The sequence below is a fragment of the Selenomonas timonae genome, assembly GCF_014250475.1.
Lineage (GTDB): Bacteria > Bacillota > Negativicutes > Selenomonadales > Selenomonadaceae > Centipeda > Centipeda timonae.
The window spans coordinates 544,218-565,526 of record NZ_CP060204.1 but is presented as its reverse complement, the minus strand read 5'-3'; the positions used below and the strand labels follow the sequence as shown (position 1 = coordinate 565,526).

At 58.7% G+C, this 21,309-nt stretch carries 14 protein-coding genes and 1 pseudogene; 14 read left to right on the top strand and 1 reads right to left on the bottom strand.

The features are described from left to right. Positions 1 to 110 precede the first annotated feature (110 nt). From H1B31_RS02620 to aepY, 12 genes and pseudogenes are all read left to right on the top strand, one after another. Positions 111 to 1,433: an LCP family protein gene (locus H1B31_RS02620; protein ID WP_185980791.1), complete on the top strand. Its 1,323-nt coding sequence runs from the start codon at positions 111 to 113 to the stop codon at positions 1,431 to 1,433. Between the two features lie 310 nt (positions 1,434 to 1,743). Further along, complete coding sequence (locus H1B31_RS02615; RefSeq protein ID WP_009440741.1) at positions 1,744 to 2,988, top strand: NAD(P)-dependent malic enzyme; 1,245 nt, start codon at positions 1,744 to 1,746, stop codon at positions 2,986 to 2,988. A 237-nt stretch (positions 2,989 to 3,225) separates the two neighbouring features. Further along, entirely contained in the window at positions 3,226 to 4,236 is a 1,011-nt protein-coding gene (gene trpS, locus H1B31_RS02610) for a tryptophan--tRNA ligase (RefSeq protein ID WP_185980790.1), read from the top strand. Continuing rightward, on the top strand, positions 4,236 to 4,955 hold the full coding sequence (locus H1B31_RS02605) for a phosphocholine cytidylyltransferase family protein (protein WP_185980789.1): 720 nt from the start codon (positions 4,236 to 4,238) through the stop codon (positions 4,953 to 4,955). The genes trpS and H1B31_RS02605 overlap by 1 nt, the downstream gene beginning before the upstream one ends. Before the next feature lie 93 nt (positions 4,956 to 5,048). Continuing rightward, complete coding sequence (gene aepX, locus H1B31_RS02600; protein ID WP_185980788.1) at positions 5,049 to 6,344, top strand: phosphoenolpyruvate mutase; 1,296 nt, start codon at positions 5,049 to 5,051, stop codon at positions 6,342 to 6,344. Further along, the gene (locus H1B31_RS02595; protein ID WP_185980787.1) at positions 6,344 to 7,051 is read left to right on the top strand and encodes a class I SAM-dependent methyltransferase; all 708 of its coding nucleotides are present in this window, start codon (positions 6,344 to 6,346) and stop codon (positions 7,049 to 7,051) included. Before aepX ends, H1B31_RS02595 begins: the two co-directional genes overlap by 1 nt. Positions 7,052 to 7,054: 3 nt before the next feature. Further along, a complete protein-coding gene (locus tag H1B31_RS02590) occupies positions 7,055 to 8,149 on the top strand; it encodes a 2-aminoethylphosphonate aminotransferase (RefSeq protein ID WP_185980786.1) in 1,095 nt (364 codons plus the stop codon). Positions 8,150 to 8,172: 23 nt separating this feature from the next. Further along, positions 8,173 to 9,576: pseudogene (locus H1B31_RS02585) on the top strand (hypothetical protein). A 26-nt stretch (positions 9,577 to 9,602) separates the two neighbouring features. Then, positions 9,603 to 11,756 (top strand): sulfatase-like hydrolase/transferase, encoded by a 2,154-nt coding sequence (locus H1B31_RS02580; RefSeq protein ID WP_185981213.1) that lies wholly within the window; start codon positions 9,603 to 9,605, stop codon positions 11,754 to 11,756. A 17-nt stretch (positions 11,757 to 11,773) separates the two neighbouring features. Next, positions 11,774 to 13,900, top strand: coding sequence for a sulfatase-like hydrolase/transferase (locus H1B31_RS02575; RefSeq protein ID WP_185980785.1), 2,127 nt, complete (start codon positions 11,774 to 11,776; stop codon positions 13,898 to 13,900). Beyond that, positions 13,897 to 16,044, top strand: a complete 2,148-nt coding sequence (locus H1B31_RS02570) for a sulfatase-like hydrolase/transferase (protein WP_226372135.1) — start codon at positions 13,897 to 13,899, stop codon at positions 16,042 to 16,044. The genes H1B31_RS02575 and H1B31_RS02570 overlap by 4 nt, the downstream gene beginning before the upstream one ends. Before the next feature lie 60 nt (positions 16,045 to 16,104). Further along, the gene (gene aepY / locus H1B31_RS02565; protein ID WP_185980784.1) at positions 16,105 to 17,220 is read left to right on the top strand and encodes a phosphonopyruvate decarboxylase; all 1,116 of its coding nucleotides are present in this window, start codon (positions 16,105 to 16,107) and stop codon (positions 17,218 to 17,220) included. Positions 17,221 to 17,419: 199 nt separating this feature from the next. Here aepY and H1B31_RS02560 read toward each other — a convergent pair whose 3' ends face one another. Next, the gene (locus H1B31_RS02560) at positions 17,420 to 19,048 is read right to left on the bottom strand and encodes an IS1182 family transposase (protein ID WP_185980783.1); all 1,629 of its coding nucleotides are present in this window, start codon (positions 19,046 to 19,048) and stop codon (positions 17,420 to 17,422) included. A gap of 353 nt (positions 19,049 to 19,401) precedes the next feature. Here H1B31_RS02560 and nagB point away from each other — a divergent pair, with 353 nt between their 5' ends. Further along, positions 19,402 to 20,151, top strand: a complete 750-nt coding sequence (nagB, locus tag H1B31_RS02555) for a glucosamine-6-phosphate deaminase (RefSeq protein WP_185980782.1) — start codon at positions 19,402 to 19,404, stop codon at positions 20,149 to 20,151. Continuing rightward, entirely contained in the window at positions 20,148 to 21,305 is a 1,158-nt protein-coding gene (nagA, locus tag H1B31_RS02550; protein WP_185980781.1) for an N-acetylglucosamine-6-phosphate deacetylase, read from the top strand. The genes nagB and nagA overlap by 4 nt, the downstream gene beginning before the upstream one ends. Positions 21,306 to 21,309: the final 4 nt, after the last annotated feature.

The window sequence follows — 21,309 nt, the reverse complement described above, 5'->3', positions numbered from 1 at the left end:
AACGGATGAGATTATTTTAGCAGTGCGTGCACAGGAACGCAACCGCACCGCGCTGAATACACATCCGTAGGTAGGGAATCCATCTAAGGGAGGAAAGGATCGATCCCGTTTTGACAACATTACCACCGAAAAGACAATCAACGAAGAAACGCGTCTGGCCGTACGTCCTGCTCGGAACCATCCTCGTCTTTGTCCTCGCTGCCGTCGCGGGCGCGTTTTTCGCGCAGAGCAGCCTGCTCGACCGCGTGCAGAAGGAGCACAAGGAGGAGCTGCTCACGGCAAAGGACAAGGCAACGATCATGATTATGGGCGTCGACGAGCGCGAGGGCGACGTGGGGCGCAGCGATACACTCATGGTCGCGACCATCGACCCTGTAAAGAATGAGGCCTCGCTCCTCTCCATCCCGCGCGACACACGCGTCGCCATCCCGCGCAACGGCTACGACAAGATCAACGCCGCGTACGCCTACGGGGGCGAACAGCTCACACAGCGTACAGTGGAGGACTTCCTCGGCATACAGATCGACCACTACGTCATCATCAACGTCCACGCCTTTCAGAAGATCGTAGATGCCATCGGCGGTATCGACATCGACGTCGAGAAGCGCATGTACTACGAGGATCCGTGGGATGACGACGGCGGGCTCATCATCGACCTGCGCCCAGGGATGCAGCACATGGACGGCAAGACCGCCGTCACCTACGTGCGCTACCGCGACGAGGAGGGCGACATCGGCCGCGTCAAGCGCCAGCAGAAATTCATGCGCGCCTGCGTCGACGCCGTCACCACACCCGCCATCCTGCCGCGCCTGCCCGCGATCATCTCCAGTGTCATCGACAGCGTAAAAACCGACCTCAGCGTCCGCCAGATGCTCGAGTTCATCGGCACGCTCAAGGAGTCGCAGGCAAAGGGGCTCCGCACCGAGATGGTGCCCGGCCGCCCACTCTACATCGACGAGGTGAGCTACTGGATCCCCGACATGGCTCAGCTGCGGCGCGGCATGGCGAACGCCCTCGGCGTCACCCTCACGAGTACCGAGCGCAGCCGCATGGAGCGCGCCGTGCGTGAGTACGAGGAGTCCATCCCCGCAGACGCCACCGAGCTGCCCGCAGGAGATACCTCCGTCGGACGCGCCGTCAGTGCGGACGAGGCGCTCGATGCACGCAGCCGCAAAAAGTCCTCCGACAAGGACGATACCGACGCGAAGGACACGCGCAGCAGTAACGACCGCACGCGCACAAACGGGCGCGACACATCGGACGAACGCACCACGCGTCCCGGCCGTGCGAGCGAGACGACAAGCTCCTCCGACACGCGCCACGCAAGCTCGCGTCAGAGCGCATCCGACTCCGCCGAACAGCCATCGCAGCGCTCCTCGCGCGCAGACAGTGATGCGCCGGCACGCAGCGGCAGCCCCGGCAAAGGGGAGTAGGGCGATAAAAGCCTCCCCCGTTGCTACGGGGGAGGGGGACCATGCGAAGCATGGTGGAAGGGGCGCTTTGGGCGACGTATATTTCTCTATCGTAAGAAAGTCGCGATCGTCACTGGCGCCCCTATCGGCGCACGATGTGCGCCACTTCCCCCACTCCGGCGGGGGAAGCTCATATACCGTAGGCCAAAGCTGCCCTATCACTATCAGCGTTTTTTAAACAAATCATATATCATCAACATAACAGGGCACTGTACTGTGCATTGCCCAAGGAGAGCAAACGGGAGATTTCCCGCAGAAAGGAAGATTCATCATGGCAAGTAAATTTGATGCAGAGGCACTTGAGCTCCACGAGCGCCATCACGGCAAACTCGCGATCACCCCGACCGTCCCCATCGCCACGCGCGACGACCTCAGCCGCGCCTATACGCCGGGCGTCGCGGCACCGTGCCTCGCGATCAAGGATAACCCGGACAAGATCTACGACTACACGACCAAGGGCAACATGGTCGCCGTCGTCACGAACGGCACCGCCGTCCTCGGCCTCGGCAACATCGGCGCGGGCGCAGGTCTCCCCGTCATGGAGGGCAAGTCCATTCTCTTCAAGGGCTTTGCGGGCGTCGACTCCGTCCCCGTCTGTGTGAACAGCCAGAAGGTCGAGGACGTCGTCAAGGTCTGCCAGCTCATCGCCCCCACCTACGGCGGCATCAACCTCGAGGACATCAAGGCGCCCCAGTGCTTTGACATCGAGAACGAGCTCAAGAAGACCCTCGACATCCCCGTCTTCCACGACGACCAGCACGGCACCGCCATCGTCGTCGTCTCCGCGCTTCTCAACGCGTACAAGTACCTCGAAAAGGATCTGCGCACGGCGAAGATCGTCATCAACGGTGCGGGCGCGGCGGGACAGGCAATTGCGCGCCTCCTCTTCTCCTACGGCATCCAGACCGTCGTCCTCTGCGACACCACAGGTGCGGTCTACGAGGGGCGCACGGAGAACATGAACCCGTACAAGGACAGCCTCGCAAAGGTCTCCAACCGTCAGAAGGAAAAGGGCACCCTCGCACAGATTATCAAGGGCAAGGACATCTTCATCGGCGTCTCCGCGCCGGGCAGCCTCACCCCCGAGATGATCAAGAGCATGAATCCGGATCCCGTCATCATGGCGATGGCGAACCCCGTCCCCGAAATCCTGCCCGACGAGGCAAAGGCGGCGGGCGCGCGCATCGTCTGCACGGGTCGCTCCGACTTCCCGAACCAGGTCAACAACCTCCTCGCATTCCCAGGCATCTTCCGCGGTGCGCTCGACGTGCGTGCCAAGGAGATCAACGATAAGATGAAGATCGCCGCCGCAGATGCGATCGCCTCCCTCATCTCCGAGAGCGAGCTCAACGAGACCAACATCATCGCCAGCCCGCTCGACCCGCGCGTTGCGCCCACCGTCGCTGCCGCCGTTGCAAAGGCAGCGCTCGACACCGGCGTCGCACGCCGCACCGACATCACCCCTGAGGACGTCGCCAACCATACGCGCGAGCTTCTGGGGCACGCGGTTGGCTAAATAAATAAAAAGCAGGGACTGCTGTACGAAACATTTGTGCAGCAGTCTTTTTTGTTGGAAAATAAATCAGGAGGGATTTGTATGAAATTCAGCGAGGCTTTGTTGATCCTTGGTAGGAAAATTTCACATTTTGCTGCTGCGGATACCTGCGCACAGGCACAGGCGATTCTTCCTTTGCTTATACCGCTTTAATGGTATATAATGGAGAAACATTCTACAGATAAAGGAAGGTACGTCATGAACGACACGAACGCAGTCACCCCCCGCCGCAAGATTATTCTGAGCGGCATCCAGCCCACCGGCACATTCACCCTCGGCAACTATCTCGGCGCGGTGAAGAACTGGCGGCGCTTGCAGGAGGAGTATGACTGCTATTATTTTGTCGCCGATCTGCACGCGCTGACGGTGTACCACGAGCCTGCTGCACGGCGCAAGGCGAGCCGTGAGGCGTTCGCGCTGCTCCTCGCGTGCGGGCTCGATCCCGACGAGAGCCTCGTCTTCATCCAGAGCCACGTGCCCGCGCACGCGCAGATGGGCTGGATGCTGTCCTGTCTCAGCCCGTTCGGCGATCTCTCGCGCATGACGCAGTTCAAGGACAAGTCGGCGAAGCACCCCGAGGACATCAACGCGGGTCTGTTCACGTACCCCGCGCTGATGGCGGGCGACATCCTGCTCTATCAGGCGGACTACGTGCCCGTCGGCGCAGATCAGACGCAGCACCTCGAGTTCACGCGCAATGTCGCAGCGCGCTTCAACCACGTCTACGGCGAGACGTTCCGCCTGCCTGAGGGCTATTTCCCGAAGGCGGGCGCGCGCGTCATGAGCCTACAGGAGCCGACGGCAAAGATGAGCAAATCGGACGAGAACGCAAAGGCGACGATTTACATTCTCGACGATGAGAAGACAATCCTCAAGAAATTCAAGTCCGCCGTGACGGACAGCGAGGCGGAGGTCGCGTTCCGTGAGGGCAAGGATGGCATTAACAATCTAATGACGATTTACGCGGCGATCACGGGCAATTCGATGGAGGAGATCACGGCGGAGTTCGCGGGCAAGGGCTACGGCGACTTCAAGACCACTGTCGGCACGGTGGTCGCCGAGGAGCTGCGCCCGATCCGAGAGAACTACGCGCGGCTGATGGAGGACAAGGCGTATCTCGACGCGGAGATTGCAAAGGGCGCGGAGCGTGCCACGCACATCGCGGAGAAGACGCTGCGCAAGACGATGCGGCGCATGGGGCTCGCCTGATGGGTGCGCATCGTGTGACGCGCGCCGTGATCCTCGCAGCGGGACGCGGGACGCGTCTCGCGCCGCTGACGGATCGCGTGCCGAAGCCGCTCGTGCCCGTGAACGGCACGCCAATTATCACAACCATTCTCGATGCACTTAACGCGGCGGGGATTTCGTCGATTACTATTGTGCGGGGCTACTGCGGGGCGGCGTTTGACGCGCTGCACGCGGCGTATCCGCACCTCGCCTACATCGACAATCCCGACTGGGAGACGGCGAACAACATCTCCTCGATTGCGCTCGCGGGGCGTGATGGGCTGCTCGAGGACAGCTACGTCATCGAGGGCGACCTCTTCCTTGCAAATCCCGCAGTCATCACCCCCACGCAGGAGCGCACGAACTACATTGCCTTCCCCGTGGAGGCGACGGACGACTGGTGCTTCGATACGGACGCGGCGGGGAAGATCACACACATCGACACGGCGAGCGACCATCCCTGCCACCAGATGCTCGGGCTGTCCTACTGGACGGCAGAGGACGGACGGCGCCTTGCAGCGTGTGCAAACGAGCTTTACCGCGAGGAATGCTATCGTCAGCTCTACTGGGACGAGATTGCACTGAAATACTATCTGCCCGAGTTCTCCGTGCACATCAGGGAGTGCACGCGCGAGGACGTGTGGGAGATCGACACAGTGGAGGAGCTGCGGGCACTCGAGGAGCGGATAAAGAGCGTTTAGTATCGTGGTCGGATGGAATCTCAAATCAGCTTCCCCCGTCAAGACGGGGGAGGCTCAGAAATACGATATCATGGGAATAGAGGGAAACAAAGAATGAAGAAAGTATATACCTGCTTCTGCACCGACATCATCCACGAGGGGCATCGGAACCTCCTGCGTGCGGCGGCGGAGCTCGGCGAGGTCACGGTCGGCGTGCTCTCCGATCCGGAGATGGTGCGCTACAACCGCTTTCCGACGAAGACGCTCGAAGAGCGCATGGAGATGATCCGCGTGCTCCCCGAGGTCGCAGAGGTCGTCGTGCAGGAGCATATCATGTACGACGAGATCATTGACCGCCTGCGCCCCGACTACGTCGTGCACGGGAGCAACTGGGCGCAGGGACCCGAGTCCTCCATCCGCAAGAACGTATGCGTATGCCTTGCGCGCTATGGCGGTCAGCTCATCGAGCCGCCGTACACCGAAAACGCCGAGGTACGCAACATCGACTGGCGCATGCGCGAGCAGCTCGCAATGCCCGAGGCGCGGCGCGGGAGACTCCGCCGTCTCCTTGCGATCGTGCCGATCGTCAAGACAATCGAGGTGCACAACGGGCTCACGGGGCTCATTGCGGAGAAGACTGTCGTCGAGAGCGACGGTGGGCTTGACCAGTTCGACGCCATGTGGATCTCGAGCCTGTGCGACTCGACCTCGCGCGGCAAGCCTGACATCGAGCTCGTCGACCTCTCCGACCGCATCCAGACCATCAATGAGGTCATGGATGTCACGACGAAGCCCATCATCCTCGACATGGACACGGGCGGCACAGCGGAGCATTTTGCCTACAACGTCCGTACCCTCGAGCGCCTCGGCGTCTCTGCCGTCATCATCGAGGACAAGACGGGCGCGAAGCGCAACTCCCTCTTCGGCACGGAGGTCGCACAGACACAGGACACGATCGAGAATTTCTCCGAGAAGATCGCGGCGGGCAAGGCGGCACAGCGCACAGAGGAGTTCATGATCATCGCGCGCATCGAGAGCCTGATCCTCGAAAAGGGTCTTGACGATGCCCTCGCACGCGCGGAGGGCTACGTTGCGGCGGGTGCGGACGGCATCATGATCCACTCGCGCGCGAAATCGCCCGACGAGGTCATTGCATTCTGCGACAGCTTCCGTGCGAAGCATCCGAATGTCCCCATTGTCGCCGTACCCTCCTCCTACAACACGATCACGGAGGCAGAGCTCGCAGCGCACGGCGTGCGCATCGTCATCTACGCGAACCAGCTCACGCGCAGTGCCTTCCCCGCGATGGAGAACGCGGCGCGCTCCATCCTCACGCACCACCGCGCACACGAGATCGACAGCACGCTGCTGCCGATCAAGGATATCATTCGACTGATTGAGGTGGTATAGTGAGCAATGAATGGAAAGCCGTCTGGAACCGGCGGCAGGCAGCGGAGGTCGCCCTCTCGGGCGACTGGCAGGATGTATTCCTCGAACTGAAGCGCCTCAACGGATTTGACGTTGTGGACGGCGGCATTCCCCTCGACTCGCTGCTCATGCAGGGGCGGCGGATTGTAGAGCTGTTGCACCTCTCGCCGGGCATGAGCGTCTACGATGTCGGATGCGGCGCGGGAGCGAACCTCTACCTCATGCAGCGTGAGGGCATCGTCGTCGGCGGCACGGACTACGCCGCCACCCTCGTCGAGACCGCGCGCAGGGTACTCCCCGGGGCACGCGAGCTGACCTGCGGTGAGGCAGACGCGTTCGATACCACGCTCAAATACGACGCTGCGCTCTCGAACAGCGTCTTTTCCTATTTCCCGAGCGAGGACTTTGCCGCGCGTGTGCTCACGCGCATGCTGGAGAAAACGACGGGTGCAATCGGACTGATTGATCTCCACGATGCGGCGAAGGAGGAGGATTTCCTCGCTTACCGCCGCGCCACCATCCCCGACTACGATGAGCGCTACAAGGGGCTCAGCAAGTTCTTCTACCGCCGCGCCTTCTTCGAGGATTTTGCACGCGCACACAACCTCTGCATCGAATACCCCGCCATCGAGATGGAGGGGTATTGGAACACCCCGTTTGTATTCAACGTATTTATGTATCGGAAATAAACTATGAACATACAGAGAAATATCCTCCTCAACCCGGGACCGGCGACCACGACCGACACGGTCAAGATGGCGCAGATCGTCCCCGACATCTGCCCGCGCGAGCGGGAGTTTGGCGCACTGATGCGCGAACTTGGCACGGATTTATTAAAGGTTGTCCATGCCGATCCTGCGGACTGGACGACCGTCCTTTTCTGCGGCTCGGGTACGCTCTGCATGGACGCGTGCGTCAGCTCGCTCATCCCCGCTGACGGAAAGCTCCTCATTGTCAACAACGGAGCCTATTCCGCGCGGGCGGCAGAGATGGCGCGTGCCTACTCTGTGCCGCATATCGACCTGAAATTCCCAATCGACGGGCTGCCCGATCTCGCTGCGGTCGAGCGCACACTCATCGAGCATCCCGACATCACTGCCGTCTACACAACGCATCAGGAAACGGGTACGGGCATCCTCAATCCCGTACGGGAGATCGGTGCGCTTGCCCATGCGCACGGCGCGGTCATGATCGCGGACACGATCTCAACCTACGCCATGATCCCATTCAGCGTCGACGAAATGAACGTCGATGTATGTATGTCCTCGGCGCAGAAGGGCATTCAGGGCATGACGGGGCTTTCGTTTGTGCTCGCAAAAAAATCCGTCCTCGATGCAGCAAAGGCGTATCCCGTGCGCTCGTACTACACAAACCTCGTCATGCAGTACGAGGGATTCGAGCAGACGGGCGAGATGCGCTTTACCCCGCCCGTGCAGACCGTCTATGCGGCAAAACGCGCCCTCGCAGAGTATTTTGCCGAGGGCGAAACGAAAAAATGGGCACGCCACACGCGCACGATTGACGCCATCCACGCAGGGCTTGCACGGCTCGGTCTCACGGAGGTCATCCCGCGCGAGCTCCAGTCGGGACTGGTGGTCGCTGTTGCATATCCGTCGGCGGACTTTGACTTCACGCGCGTGCATGACTACTGCTACGAGCGCGGCTATACGATCTATCCGGGCAAGATGCAGACCTCAGCGACATTCCGCCTCTGCGCTCTCGGTGCGATTGACGAGACGGACATTGCGGGCTTTTTCCGCGTGTTTGAAGATGCGCTGAACGCGTAATCCATGTGAGGGGATAGGGAGAAATGCAGGACGATTTTACGGTATTCTGGCACAATGATGAGCACGCCTCTGCGCTCTTTTACGATCTCCTCGACCGCGCAGAGCACAGCGCATACGACGATGATTTCCTCGCGCAGCTTGCCGCCTATCGGGAGGCTGCGCCGGATTCAGAACGCGCAGATATCTTCGCTGCACAGTACCTCCTCCACCACGGTGATGCAGAGAATGCCGTCATCTGCGCGGAGCGCGCGTATGCCCGACGCCCCGTGAACTATATGGTTTGGACTCTGCTTGCTGAGATCTACACAAGGCTGGGGCGCACGGTGGACGCCCTCACAATGTACGGCTATGCGCACGGCCGGTATCTCACGCCGGAGATTCCAATGGGGGGCTGCTCCATCGCGGCGGCATCGAGGGGCTGAACCGCCTCTCCGTCGCCACGGGGCTTGGCACGGGTGCGCCGCTGTCACAGACGCGTGCCGTACTGAATGACGGAGAGTTATATATGATCCTCGACGCGTTTGTCGGGGAGCATCTGCCGCTGACACCACCCGAAGGATGTGCGCGCCACTGGGTCGGTGCCTATGTCGAAAACGCCTTTCTCTCAGACAAGAGTGCCCTCATCGAGGAAATACGTCATTCGTCCGTCTTTGTCGACAAGATGCAGCGTGATTTCCCGTTCCAGTTGCAGCGTGCGGAAGAAATCCGTGGCACGGTGACGATCGAGATTCCGGAGGGAATGGAGGTCATCCTCCCCGTCGCAGGAACACAGTACCTGCAGGAGCTGCAGATCGAGAGCGAGCATATGCCGCCCGCAGCAGCATATCTTGGGAAATGGGCATTCAGTCATTTTCGCCTCACGGAGACAACCCGTCTGACGGGCACAGATGCTGCCCTCTATGCCGTGGGCACGCCGAAATTCCGTATTCACAACGCCGACGGGCGGCGTCATTGATATCATCGGAGAGAACTCGACGCGCGCAGCATGGATGATGCGCGGTGCGGGCATTCCAAAGGGATTGGTCGCAGACGAGCTGACGAGCATTGCAGACATCTATCCGACGCTCGCACATCTCTCAGGCTTCCCAGTCGCCGAGGACATCGACGGCAATCTGCCCGCCGTGTTCGGCGGCACCCCACGAGACGCAGTTTACAGTCTCTCGATCTTCCCGCGACAGACGTTCAAGCTCGCCGTACGTACACACACGCATGCGCTGCGCCTTGAGACGCGTGGCTATACCGAGGATGACGGTACGGTTGACTTCGCAGAGGCTCAGGTCGGGATCTATCCGCGCGGACATGAACGCGAGGAAGGCTACGCGATGGATTCCCCAGAGCTGCGCGCGTTCTTCTACCCGCGCGCCCGCGATTTCGTGCGCGAGATTGCAAACAACGGGGAAAGCTTTCCCCTGCCGGAGCAGGTATGAGCCAAATCGACGGAAAGGACGGCCGTATGACGGACGATTTCACCATATTCTGGCGCAATGATGAGCATGCCTCTGCGCTCTTTTACGATCTTCTCGCGCGTTCGGAGCGCGGCGCATACGACGATGATTTCCTCGTGCAGCTGGCTGCATATCGGGAGGCTGCACCGGAATCCGAGCGTGCGGACATCTTTGCCACACGCTATTTACTTGCGCATGGCGATGCAGAATCCGCAGTTATTTGCGGTGAGCGCGCCTATCGAAAACGCAGCATCAATCTTGAGGTCTGGAAGGTCCTCGCTGCCGCTTACAAAGCCCTCCATCGGGAGATGGAGGCGCTCGAAATACAGGGCCGTGCTTATGGCCTCTATGGTGCACCGAAACCTGTAATCAATCTGCCGGAGACCGATGTAAAGGAGGGCTTGGGGCGTCTTTCCCTTGCCATGGGGAACGGCCTGTATACGCCCAATTCGACTGGCCGTGCCTGCCTAGAGAACGGAGCGCTGCACTTTCGTCCCGATATCTTTATCGGCGAGGAGATTCCGCTCACGATGCCGCCCGACAGCGCACGTTTTTGGAGTGCCGTTTATACGGAAAACTCCTGTCTGTCCGATCACAGCCATATGCTGTCCGCACTGCGCCATACGGATGCGTTTTCCCGCTACGAGCATCATGAGTTCTTCTTCAACCTGCAAAAGGCAACGGAGGTGCGCGGCACAACGAATATTCAGCTCCCTCCCGGCACGGAGGCGATCATCCCGATCGCTGGAACTGCAGTAAACCAGCCGCTCTCCGTAACCACCGCATCGGGCGGCGCGCAGGAAACTCCACTCGGCAAATGGGCATTCAGCTACTTCCGCCTCAGCGAGGACACTGCCCTCCGCTCCGCGGAGGATACGCCCTACGCTGTGGGCACTCCGATCCGCCTCGGGCACAGCCCGCAGCGGCGCAAGGTTGTCCTGAATCTGTTCATCGATGGTCTGTCATGGGCTGCGACACGCCCCTATGCGGCGACACATATGCCGAACATCATGCGTTTCTTCTCCCGCGGCGTGATCTTCGATCAGCATTTCTCGACCTCAGAGTACACACTGCCCGCGCACCCCGCCATCGAGACCGGCTGTTATCCCCATCATACGCAGATATTCAACATAAAGGCCGGGGGTGAGCTCCCGCGGAACATGCCGACCATCGCGGAACGCATGAGCGCGCTCGGCTACTACTGCGCGGCTCCGGCAGCATCCACACAGGGCATTTCTCATGGTGTGTTGCGTGGATTCGATCGCGCAATTGCTGCTTCCTGGATACTGAACTCCTCCTTTGGCGCGGACTCCGCAATTCGTCACATCCGGGCATTCGATGAAGCAGACCAATTTCTCTTTCTCGATATACTTGACATACATCCGTACAATGCCATCGGATTCAAATTCGATACCGCCGTCGAGACCCACCTGCCTCTCTCGGAGCGGTTCTTCCCTCATGATGCAAACACGGCAAGCGTTCGCTTGCCCAGCCTCAAAATCTATCAGGAGCAGTATCTCGAACGGCTGCAGCAGACCGACCGCAATCTTGGCCTTTTACTCGCCTACCTGGAGGATCATTTCACAGAGGATGAATTCCTCGTGAACCTCTACTCCGATCACGGCATTGCCATATTCGGAAGCACCTCGACGGGCATCATCGACGTCATCAGCGAGTGCTCCACCAGCGCTGCGTGGATGATGCGCGGTGCCGGTGTGCCGGAGGGCGTGACCGTCAATGACCTCACCAGCTCCATTGACATTTACCCCACCCTTGGAAAACTCTGCGGATACCCCGTCACAGACGATATTGACGGCCAGCTTCCCGCCATCTTCGGCGGGACGACACGTGACGCCGTGTACAGTGCCTCCCAATATCCAGGACAGACATATAAGCTCGCTGTACGCACGCATGAGCACGTGCTGCGCCTGGAGACACAAGAGGTCGTTGACGAGGACGGAACGGCCGACTTCATGATTACGCGCACCGGCATCTATCCACGCGGACATGAGCTCGAGGAAGCGCATCGCATCGACTCCGCAGAGCTGCGTGCATTCTTCTGGCCGCGTGCGCGGGACTTTGTCAAAGAAACGGCCAACAACGGCGAGTTCTGGCCCGCGATGCGCGCAGCGCGTCCCGCGTGGTTCGGCGGGCCAGCCTAGTGTTTGGAAAAGAGGCTATGATGGACGATTTCACCGTATTCTGGCAGAACAACGACCGTGCCCATGCGCTCTTCTACGATCTCCTCGACCGCTCGGAGCGCGGCGCATACGACGATGATTTCCTCGTGCAGCTGGCTGCATATCGGAAGGCTGCACCGGAATCCGAGCGTGCGGACATCTTTGCTGCACAGTATCTCCTCCATCATGGAGATGCGGAGACCGCAACGCTCTGTGCCGAGCGATCCTATCGCGCACGGCCTGTCCAGCATGCGGTCTGGTCTGTGCTCTCCCCTGCGTACAAGGCGCTCGGACGCTATGCAGATGCACTCGTCATGCAGGGGCATTCTGCACAGCTCTATAATGTTCCGATTGCAGTCGAAGACTACCCCTCAGAGGCAATTACAGAGGAGGCGCTCGATCGCCTGTCCATCATGCTGTCCCGTCCGGGTTTTGGGCCAATGGCGACACGTGCATCCTATAATCCGGAAAAGGGGATTACGACGGAGGGCGGTGTTTTTGCAGGGGAATTTCTCCCCATCTCACCGCATATTGCGCCGCTCTACTATGTCGGTGTCTATGCCGAGCAAGGTCTTCAGGGCGATAAGGCATGGCAGCTGAACACGCTGCGCAACGCTTTTGGCGTTACATATTTCGGCGCAGGAGATTTCACCTTCGATGTGCTTCGTGCACAGCGTGCCCCGGGTGCGGCGCATATTGAACTGGATCCCGGGGAGGAAGTCGTGCTCCCCATCATTGGGACGGTGCTCCCCGCGTATGGAATGCGCGATCCGCAGCGCATCCGTGTGCGTACCGACCACATCAACGAGCTCGGGTGGCTGAACGTGGCAACCCCGAACTACTTTCGACTGAATGAGTCGACCGACTTCACCTCGGAGCAGGATTTTCTTGTAGGTCGACCAATCCCGGTGGGCAGAAAATCGTCACGCCCCCGTCTCGTCCTGAATATTCTTGCCGATGCGATGCCGTGGCAGATACTCCGCAGCTGTTTTGCGGAGCAGATGCCGCAGACGGCACGCTTTTTCGCGCAAGGACTCATCTTCGATCAGCATTTCTCCGTGGCAGAGTATACCTACCCGTCCTTTGCCACAATTGAAACGGGAATGTATCCGCAGCACAGTCAACTCTTCAACAACAAGATTACCGTTACGCTGCCCGAAGACTATGTGACGCTCTCTGAACGGATGCGCAGCGCCGGCTATGCGACGGCAAATCTCATGGGTATTGGCGACGGCATATACAACGGTGCAACGCGCGGCTATGACCGTTTCCTGATCTCACCCTATCGACAGCAGAACTATGAAGCCATGGAACGCGTTATTCGCCAGCTCGAGAGCATGGGGGATGCTGATAATTTCATCCTCGTTCACTCCTCCGATGTGCACCCCTGGCCTTCTCCAATGTTCCAATATCCGACAGCCGCACAGGCGCGTCTGCCGCTTGCAGAACGCATGACCGAGACGATCGAGACCCCGCCGAGCCCGTATCTGCGCCCCTGTCCCCTGAATCAGGAGGCATTCTGGCTGGGCGTGCGGGAGCTTGACCGGACGCTTGGCATGCTCTTTTCCTATTTGGAGCAGAACTATGCTCCAGATGAGTATATTGTAAATCTCTACTCCGATCACGGCGTTTCGATCTTCAGCGAGCAGCCGTACATTGTGGATCCGTTTCTCACAGGGGCAACGTGGATGATGCGTGGAGCAGGCATCCCTACGGGCGTGGTCTCAAATGAGCTGACAAGTCCCGTGGACATCTATCCGACACTGGGACATCTGCTGGGTTTCCCCGTGGATGACTATATCGACGGCGCTGTGCCGCGCGCATTCGGCGGAACGGGACGTGAGATCACGTTCAGCAACTCACTCTTCCCGACAAAGCCCTATTTCCTCGCGGTACGCTCGGTGACGCATACCCTCTGCCTTGAGACGGAGGAAGCGGTCGCAATGGACGGAACGGTCGATATCGCAAAGGCGAAGGTCGCCATCTATCCGCGTGACCATGAACGTAAAGCAGGCTATGAGGTGGACAGTGAGGAGCTGCGTGCGTTCTTCTATCCGCGTGTGCGCGAATTCCTGAAGAGGATCGCAAGCAACGGGGAAAGCTTTCCCCTGCCGGAGCAGGTATGAGCCAAATCGACGGAAAGGACGGCCGTATGACGGACGATTTCACCATATTCTGGCGAAATAACGAGCGCGCCTCTGCGCTCTTTTACGATCTCCTCGCGCGCTCGGAGCGCGGCGCATACGACGATGATTTCCTCGTGCAGCTCGCGGCATATCGAGAGGCTGCACCGGAATCCGAGCGTGCGGACATCTTTGCTGCACAGTATCTCCTCCATCACGGAGATGCGGAGACCGCAACGCTCTGTGCCGAGCGATCCTATCGCGTCCGTCCCATGAGCCCCGCCGTCTGGGAGATACTTGCCCGTTCGTACAAGACGCTCGGCCGCTATACAGATGCGCTCGTCATGCAGGGCTATCTGACCGGCTGCGGCATCCCCCTCGCGCTCAATCTTCCGCGCGCAGCATTGAACACACATGCACTCGACCGTCTCTCTATTGCCATGTCCGCGCCGTCCTACGCTCCATTTGGCACGCGCATGGGCTATAACCCGGAGGAGGGACTGGTCGAGCGCGACGCGCTTTTTCTCGGCGAGACGCTGCCCGTCAGCTCCCACATCGAACCGCCCTACTACGTCGGCGTCTATGCAGAGCAGGGGATGCAGGGCGATCACGTGTGGCAGATCGACGCGCTCCGCAACGCACCAGGTCTCTCCTATTTCGGCGGCGGCGACTTCACATTCGATCTCATCCGTGCACAGCAGGTGCCAGGGCGTGCCGATCTGCAGCTTGCTCCGCAGGAGGAGGTGATCCTCCCCGTCCTCGGAACAGTTCTCCCTCTGCTGGATGTGCAGGAGGCACAGCAGCTTCGCATACAGACGGACGAGCTGGATGATACGGCATGGCTGAACATCGGAACGCCGAATTTCTTCCGTCTGAATCAGAGTGCGACACTCTCTTCGGCGCAGGATTTTGTCGTTGGTATACCGATCCATATCGGGCACAGTCCCACGCGGCGCAGATTCGTGCTAAACCTCCTCATTGACGCACTCCCTTGGACTGTGCTGCGCGACTCTTTTGCCGACAAAATGCCGCAGACCCACCGTTTTTTTGAGAAGGGAACGATCTTCGATCAGTGCTTCTCCGTGGCGGAGTACACCTATCCGTCAATCGCTGCGATCGAGACGGGAATGTATCCGCAGCACAGCGGCATCTTCAATGACAGATTCACCATCGATCTTCGTCCCGATGATGTGACGATCTCGGAGCGAGCGCGGACGGCGGGCTATGCGACAGCGCAGCTGATGGGATTTGGAGGCGGGGTATACAACGGCATTGCGCGCGGTTATGACCGCCTCATTGTCTCCATGTACCGCGCACAGATCTATGAGGGTGTCGAGCGCGTCATTCGCCATCTGGAGGCATTTCCCGATATCGACCATTTTCTCCTGCTTCACGCAAGCGAGGTGCATCCGTATCCGTCGCCGCTCTATCAGCTCCCAAGTAGCGTACAGGCGCATCTCTCCCTCGCAGAGCGCGTCACAGAGGCTCCGTCTATGCCCAGTCCCTATATGCGCCCGAACGCGGTGAGTCAGTGTGCATTTTGGCAGAGCATCCGCGATACGGATCGTGCGCTCGGTACGCTCTTCGCCTATCTTGAGCAGCACTATGCGCCCGAAGACTACCTCGTGAATCTCTACTCCGATCATGGGGTTGCCATCTTCAGTGAGCCACACGACATTGTGGGCACGCATCTGACGGGGGCGGCATGGATGATGCGCGGCGCGGGTGTGCCCGCGGGTGTCATCGCGGATGAGCTCACGAGTACGGTGGATATCTACCCTGCACTCAGTCATCTCCTCGGCTTTCCCGTCGGCGGAAATGTGGACGGTGTGCTGCCCAAAATATTCGGCGGTACGGGTCGTGAGGTCGCATTCAGTAACTCGCTCTATCCGACGAAGCCCTACTTCCTCGCGGCGCGCTCCCTGACACATGTACTTCGTCTCAATACGGAGGAGGCGGTTCTCACGGACGGCACGGTCAATCTCGAAGGAGCATGCGTCGCCATCTACCCGCGCACGCATGAAGGAGAGCTTGGCTATGAGATCGACAGCCCGGAACTGCGTGCATTCTTCTATCCGCGCGTGCGGGAATTCCTGCAGGGGATCGGAAACAACGGAGAAATGTTCCCCCTGCCGGAGGAAATGTAGCAAACTATGGCGAGCGCCGGCCGACGATATACCTGGCATAGTCACATAGAAGGAGCATCTATGAACGTCAATGATTTTATCTCTGCACTCGGTACGGAGTTCTACGCGGGCGTGCCGGACTCGAAGCTGCGCCCGCTCGTCGACTGTCTGATGGATATGTACGGCGCGAATAGCCCCACGCATATGATCGCCGCAAACGAGGGGAATGCAGCGGCGCTCGCGGCGGGCTATCACCTCGCGACGGGCAAGACGCCGCTCGTCTACCTACAGAACAGCGGGCTCGGCAACATCGTCAACCCCCTGCTCTCCCTGCTACATGAGGAGGTCTACGGCATCCCCTGCATCTTTGTCATTGGCTGGCGCGGCGAGCCCGATCTCCACGATGAGCCGCAGCATCTCGTGCAGGGGCGGCTCAGCCTACCACTGCTCGAGACGATGGGCGTTCATACGATGGTGCTCACGCAGGAGACAACGCCTGCAGATGTTGCACAGTGGATCGAGAAGCAACGCACGCATCTCGCGGCAGGCGGGCAGTGCGCCCTTCTTGTATGCGATGGGGCGCTCACGTATCCGAAGCGGAAATATACAAATGACTTCCCCCTGCGCCGTGAGGAGGCAATCGCCACGATCCTTGCTGCCGCGGGAGACCCCATTATTGTCGCGACCACGGGAAAAACGGGGCGTGAACTCTTCGAGCTGAGGGAGGCGCGCGGTGAGGATCATGCCCATGACTTTCTCACCGTCGGCTCAATGGGCCATGCAGCGGCAATCGCCCTCGGCATCGCACTCCACCGCCCGGAGTGGCGCGTGATCGTGCTCGACGGCGACGGCGCCGCACTCATGCACATGGGTGCAATGGCAACCATCGGTGCAGCCGCCCCGACGAATCTCGTGCACATCCTCCTCAACAACGAGGCACACGAGAGCGTCGGCGGTGCACCGACGGCAGCACACAGTGTCAACTTCCCCGCCATCGCTGCGGCCCTCGGCTATCAGGCGATACAGACGGCAGATACAAAGGATGACCTTACGTGCGCGCTTGCCGAACTCCAAACCGCTGACGTGCTCTCCTTCCTGGAGATACGCACAGCAATCGGCTCACGCGCCGATCTCGGCCGCCCCACCACGACACCGCATGAAAACAAAGAAGCCCTGATGCAGACGCTGCAGGGATGATACCACGAAATATATAGGGGGCTGTTGCACGAAGGTAAATTTATCTTTGTGCAACAGTCCATCTTTTCGTATAGGGGCAGATCGGTGAAACAACGGTAACGAAAACTTGCACCTCTACAGAAATAGGGCACACGAATAAGGACGATTGCAATGCTCGCCCTTATTCGTGTGCCCTTATTGATTTATTTCCGACGTCTTCTTATGCCGCTTCTCTCAATGATACCAGATGCCGCTCCAACGTGCCGCTCTGTATCTTTTGATGCAGTTTGAAGACGTTGTGTGCCAGTGCCAGCAGAATCGTCTCACCCAAGACATTCGCACGCCCCCTCGTAAGAAAGCGGCGAAATCCAAAGGCTCCCTTGATCTGTGCAAAGACACCCTCTGCTTGGATACTGCGGTTCATCCGCAGGACGATTCCTTCCGTGCTCTTGGTCCGTGCAAGGTTCTTTGCACGCTCTCGTTGAAAGACCTTGGCAACCTCCAATCTCTTGGTTCGTTCCTCCATTGGTATCTTGCTGTGGTTGCCATGGATGCACTGCTTCTTTCTTTCGCAGCCGTTGCAGTCGGTACACGTGTACATGGTCTTTTCGCTCACATACCCGCGCGCACTCTTTGTCCTGCGCGTCCCCGTCACAACAAGTCGCCGCCCCTCAGCGCACCGGTAGACATCCTCCGCCGCAAGGTAGTTCATGTTCTCCCGCCGCCCGATGTCCTGCTTCCATTTGCGCTTCTTGCTCACTTCGTAGTTGTTCGGCTTGATGTAGGAGGCCTGTCCCTTTTCCCTCAAATACAGGTAGTTCTCCTCACTCTCATATCCTGCATCGGCGACGAGTTTTCGGCTCCTTTTTCCGATGTGTGCATGAAAATCCTCCAAAAACGGGATGAGTGTCCGTGTATCTGTTGGGTTCGGGTAAACACCTGCCCATACGATAAAGGATGCCTCCACGCCATATTGCAGATTATATGCCGGCTTTAACTGACCGTTCTTCATTGCATCTTCTTTCATCCGCATGAAGGTTGCTTCATAATCTGTCTTGGAAAAGCTGTTGCGCTCCCCACAGATGTGCAGTTTCTTTGTGTAGTCCTTCAGACGGCTGATGTAAGAGTCCAATGTCTCCATGGTACGCTGAAGCACGGTCTTTCGTCTTCCACTCCCGTAAACGAAGATGATGTTTTGCTCTTTTTGGATGCGTTTCAAACGTCGGCGCAGACGTTTCAGATGGTGCAGGCGAATCTCAGAGCCACGGCGCAGGTGAATACCGAACTCTTTTTCTACGCCGGCAAGAAAGGTGTCGAGTTTCTCCATGAGTTTGGTACGGTTCTTTGCAACGCCTTTTTTCCAAACGAAGGTGTACTTGCCCGCAACGGCTTCGATCTTTGTACCGTCGACAAAGAGGTTCTCAAACGAGATGGCTCCAACGGATGCAAGAAACTGTGCCATTTGTGCCAGAATCTCCTTGGCGCAGGGGGCAAAGTGATCCCTGCGAAAACGGGCAATGGTTGTGTGATCCGGTGCGGGTTGCCCTTCGAGCAGATACATGAAGTGGATGTCCCTTAGGCATACCTCCTCGATGCGGCGGGAACTGTAGATTTGATTCATGTATGCGTAGATGAGGATGGCAAGCAGCTGATGCGGTGATACGAGATTCCGCTCGGCACGCCGAAAGCTCCTGTACAGTGGTGTAAGATCCATTTGATGGATGCAGTGGAGCAGGAGGCGAACGGGATCGTCCTTCTTGATTTGAAATTCAAAGTTGAGGGGGAGGCTGGGTTGAAATGTGCCTCCGTAGGATGTATAATCCTTATGTAAAATTTGTTGCATACTCATATTTTACGCCAGAAGCCGGTGTTTGAAAACACCGGCTTCTGTGTTTTTTCACAAAATTGAGGCTTCTGCACGTTGGTTTCGTGCAACAGCCCCTTTTTGCGCGCTCACCGCTCATCTTACCGCTCCACTCTTAATTTTTGATTCTGTTACGCTCTGCTGTCCGATTTGATATTCCAATTTAGGATGAGAACACATCACGTGCGTATTTTTATATCTAAAAAAGAAATATATTTTCTTTAATTATGCAAATAAAATATTTATCAGCAATTTTATGAAATATAATTGCATTATTTTTTGAATTGTGCTATATTATAGGAGAATTCAGGACAGATCCTATAGAAGGGAGTATCGCAATGCGTATCATTTTTACGGATACCTATAAAAAGATGAGCGAGGAGGCGGCAAAGATCATTGCGGGGCAGCTCTGGATCAAGCCGGACTCGGTGCTCGGGCTTGCAACAGGCAGCACCCCGGTCGAGCTGTACCAGAACCTCGTCTGGCTGTATCAGACGGTTGGGCTGGACTTCTCACAGGCGACTTCGTTCAATCTGGACGAATACGTCGGGCTTCCGGCGGACGATCCGCAGAGTTACCATCGCTTCATGCACGAAAACCTCTTCGACCATGTGAACATCCGCAAGGATCACGTCTTCTTCCCCAACGGGCTTGCGAGCGATCCCGCGCGCGAGGCGGAGGAATATGAGGCGGCAATCATGGCGGCGGGCGGCATCGACATGCAGCTCCTCGGCATTGGGCGCAATGCGCACATCGGCTTCAACGAGCCGGGAGAATCGTTCACACGCACAACGCACAAGGTCGCGTTGAAGGAGAGCACGATCGAGGCAAATGCGCGCTTCTTCGCCTCGGCGGCGGAGGTGCCGCGCGAGGCGATGAGTATGGGCATTGGCACGATCTTTCGCGCGCGTCATATCGTCCTGCTCGCGAGCGGCGCGGAGAAGGCAGAGGCGGTGCGCGACGCGGTCAAGGGCGCAATCACCCCGCAGGTGCCTGCCTCCATCCTGCAGCTGCATCCGAGCGTGACCCTCATCGTCGACCACGAGGCGGGTGCACTCCTGAGCGAGGGAAAGCGTGACTCCCGATGAAGGCGATTCGCAACGGTGTCCTCATCATTCCCGATGAAGACGGACATTTTAAGGCACAGACAGACGATGTCCTCTGCTATGATGAGCAGATTATGCAGATCATCCCTGCCGCGGAGTTCAGTCCGTCCGATGCGGATGAATTAATCGATGCTGCGGGTGCGTATGTTGCGCCGGGCTTTCTGAACGTCCACATCCACGGCTGCGACGGCGCAGATACAATGGATGAGGACGCGGGAGCACTCGCACGGATCGCCGCATTCCAAGCGAGGACGGGCGTGACCTCCTTCCTCCCGACCACGATGACCTGCGCGTTCGATTCCGTGGAGCGTGCACTCGTGCGCATCCGCGCGGCAATGGCAGAGCAGGGGTTGCGCGGGGCACGCATTCTCGGGGCGCATATGGAGGGGCCCTTCATCAGCCCCGCGAAAAAGGGTGCACAGGACGAGCATTACATCCTCCCCGCTGCATTTGAAAAAATTGAGCCTTATGCGGATGTCATCAAGATCATCACGATCGCACCCGAGACGCTGACGGAGAAGGACTTTATCGAGAATTGCAGGGCGCACGGCATTGTCGTCTCCATCGGTCACACGTCGGCGGACTACGAGACGGCGCGTGCGGCAATCGCGGCGGGCGCGACGCACGTCACGCATCTGTGCAACGCAATGACGCCACTGAATCATCGTCATCCGGGCCTGCTCGGTGCGGGACTTGATACGGAGGCGAACTGCGAGCTGATCGTGGACAATGTGCACGTCCATCCCGCAATGCAGCGCATCATCTATCATGCAAAGCGCGGGAGAAACCTAATCCCCATCACGGATTCCCTGCGTGCCTGCGGTCTCGGCGAGGGTGTCTCGGAACTCGGCGGGCAGAGGGTCTACGTCAAGGGCACACTCGCAACGCTCGCGGACGGCACGATCGCGGGCAGCGTCCTCTGCATGAACGACGGGCTGCGCATCCTACGCGCGAATACGGGCGCAGAGATTCCCGCCGTTGTGGAGATGGCGACGCGCACCCCCGCCGAAGAACTGGGCGTCTACGACGACCTCGGCTCGCTCAGCGTCGGAAAATATGCGGACATCGCGATCTTTGACGAGGAGTTTCGGATACGGCGTACAATTGTTGGCGGGCGGGATTGCTTTGTTCCATAAAATG

Coding starts and splice junctions, on each gene's coding strand:
- H1B31_RS02615 (WP_009440741.1), top strand. CDS start 1,744: ATGGCAAGTAAATTTGATGCAGAGGCACTTGAGCTCCACGAGCGCCAT.
- trpS (WP_185980790.1), top strand. CDS start 3,226: ATGAACGACACGAACGCAGTCACCCCCCGCCGCAAGATTATTCTGAGC.
- H1B31_RS02605 (WP_185980789.1), top strand. CDS start 4,236: ATGGGTGCGCATCGTGTGACGCGCGCCGTGATCCTCGCAGCGGGACGC.
- aepX (WP_185980788.1), top strand. CDS start 5,049: ATGAAGAAAGTATATACCTGCTTCTGCACCGACATCATCCACGAGGGG.
- H1B31_RS02590 (WP_185980786.1), top strand. CDS start 7,055: ATGAACATACAGAGAAATATCCTCCTCAACCCGGGACCGGCGACCACG.
- H1B31_RS02580 (WP_185981213.1), top strand. CDS start 9,603: ATGACGGACGATTTCACCATATTCTGGCGCAATGATGAGCATGCCTCT.
- H1B31_RS02575 (WP_185980785.1), top strand. CDS start 11,774: ATGATGGACGATTTCACCGTATTCTGGCAGAACAACGACCGTGCCCAT.
- H1B31_RS02570 (WP_226372135.1), top strand. CDS start 13,897: ATGAGCCAAATCGACGGAAAGGACGGCCGTATGACGGACGATTTCACC.
- aepY (WP_185980784.1), top strand. CDS start 16,105: ATGAACGTCAATGATTTTATCTCTGCACTCGGTACGGAGTTCTACGCG.
- H1B31_RS02560 (WP_185980783.1), bottom strand. CDS start 19,048: ATGAGTATGCAACAAATTTTACATAAGGATTATACATCCTACGGAGGC.
- nagB (WP_185980782.1), top strand. CDS start 19,402: ATGCGTATCATTTTTACGGATACCTATAAAAAGATGAGCGAGGAGGCG.
- nagA (WP_185980781.1), top strand. CDS start 20,148: ATGAAGGCGATTCGCAACGGTGTCCTCATCATTCCCGATGAAGACGGA.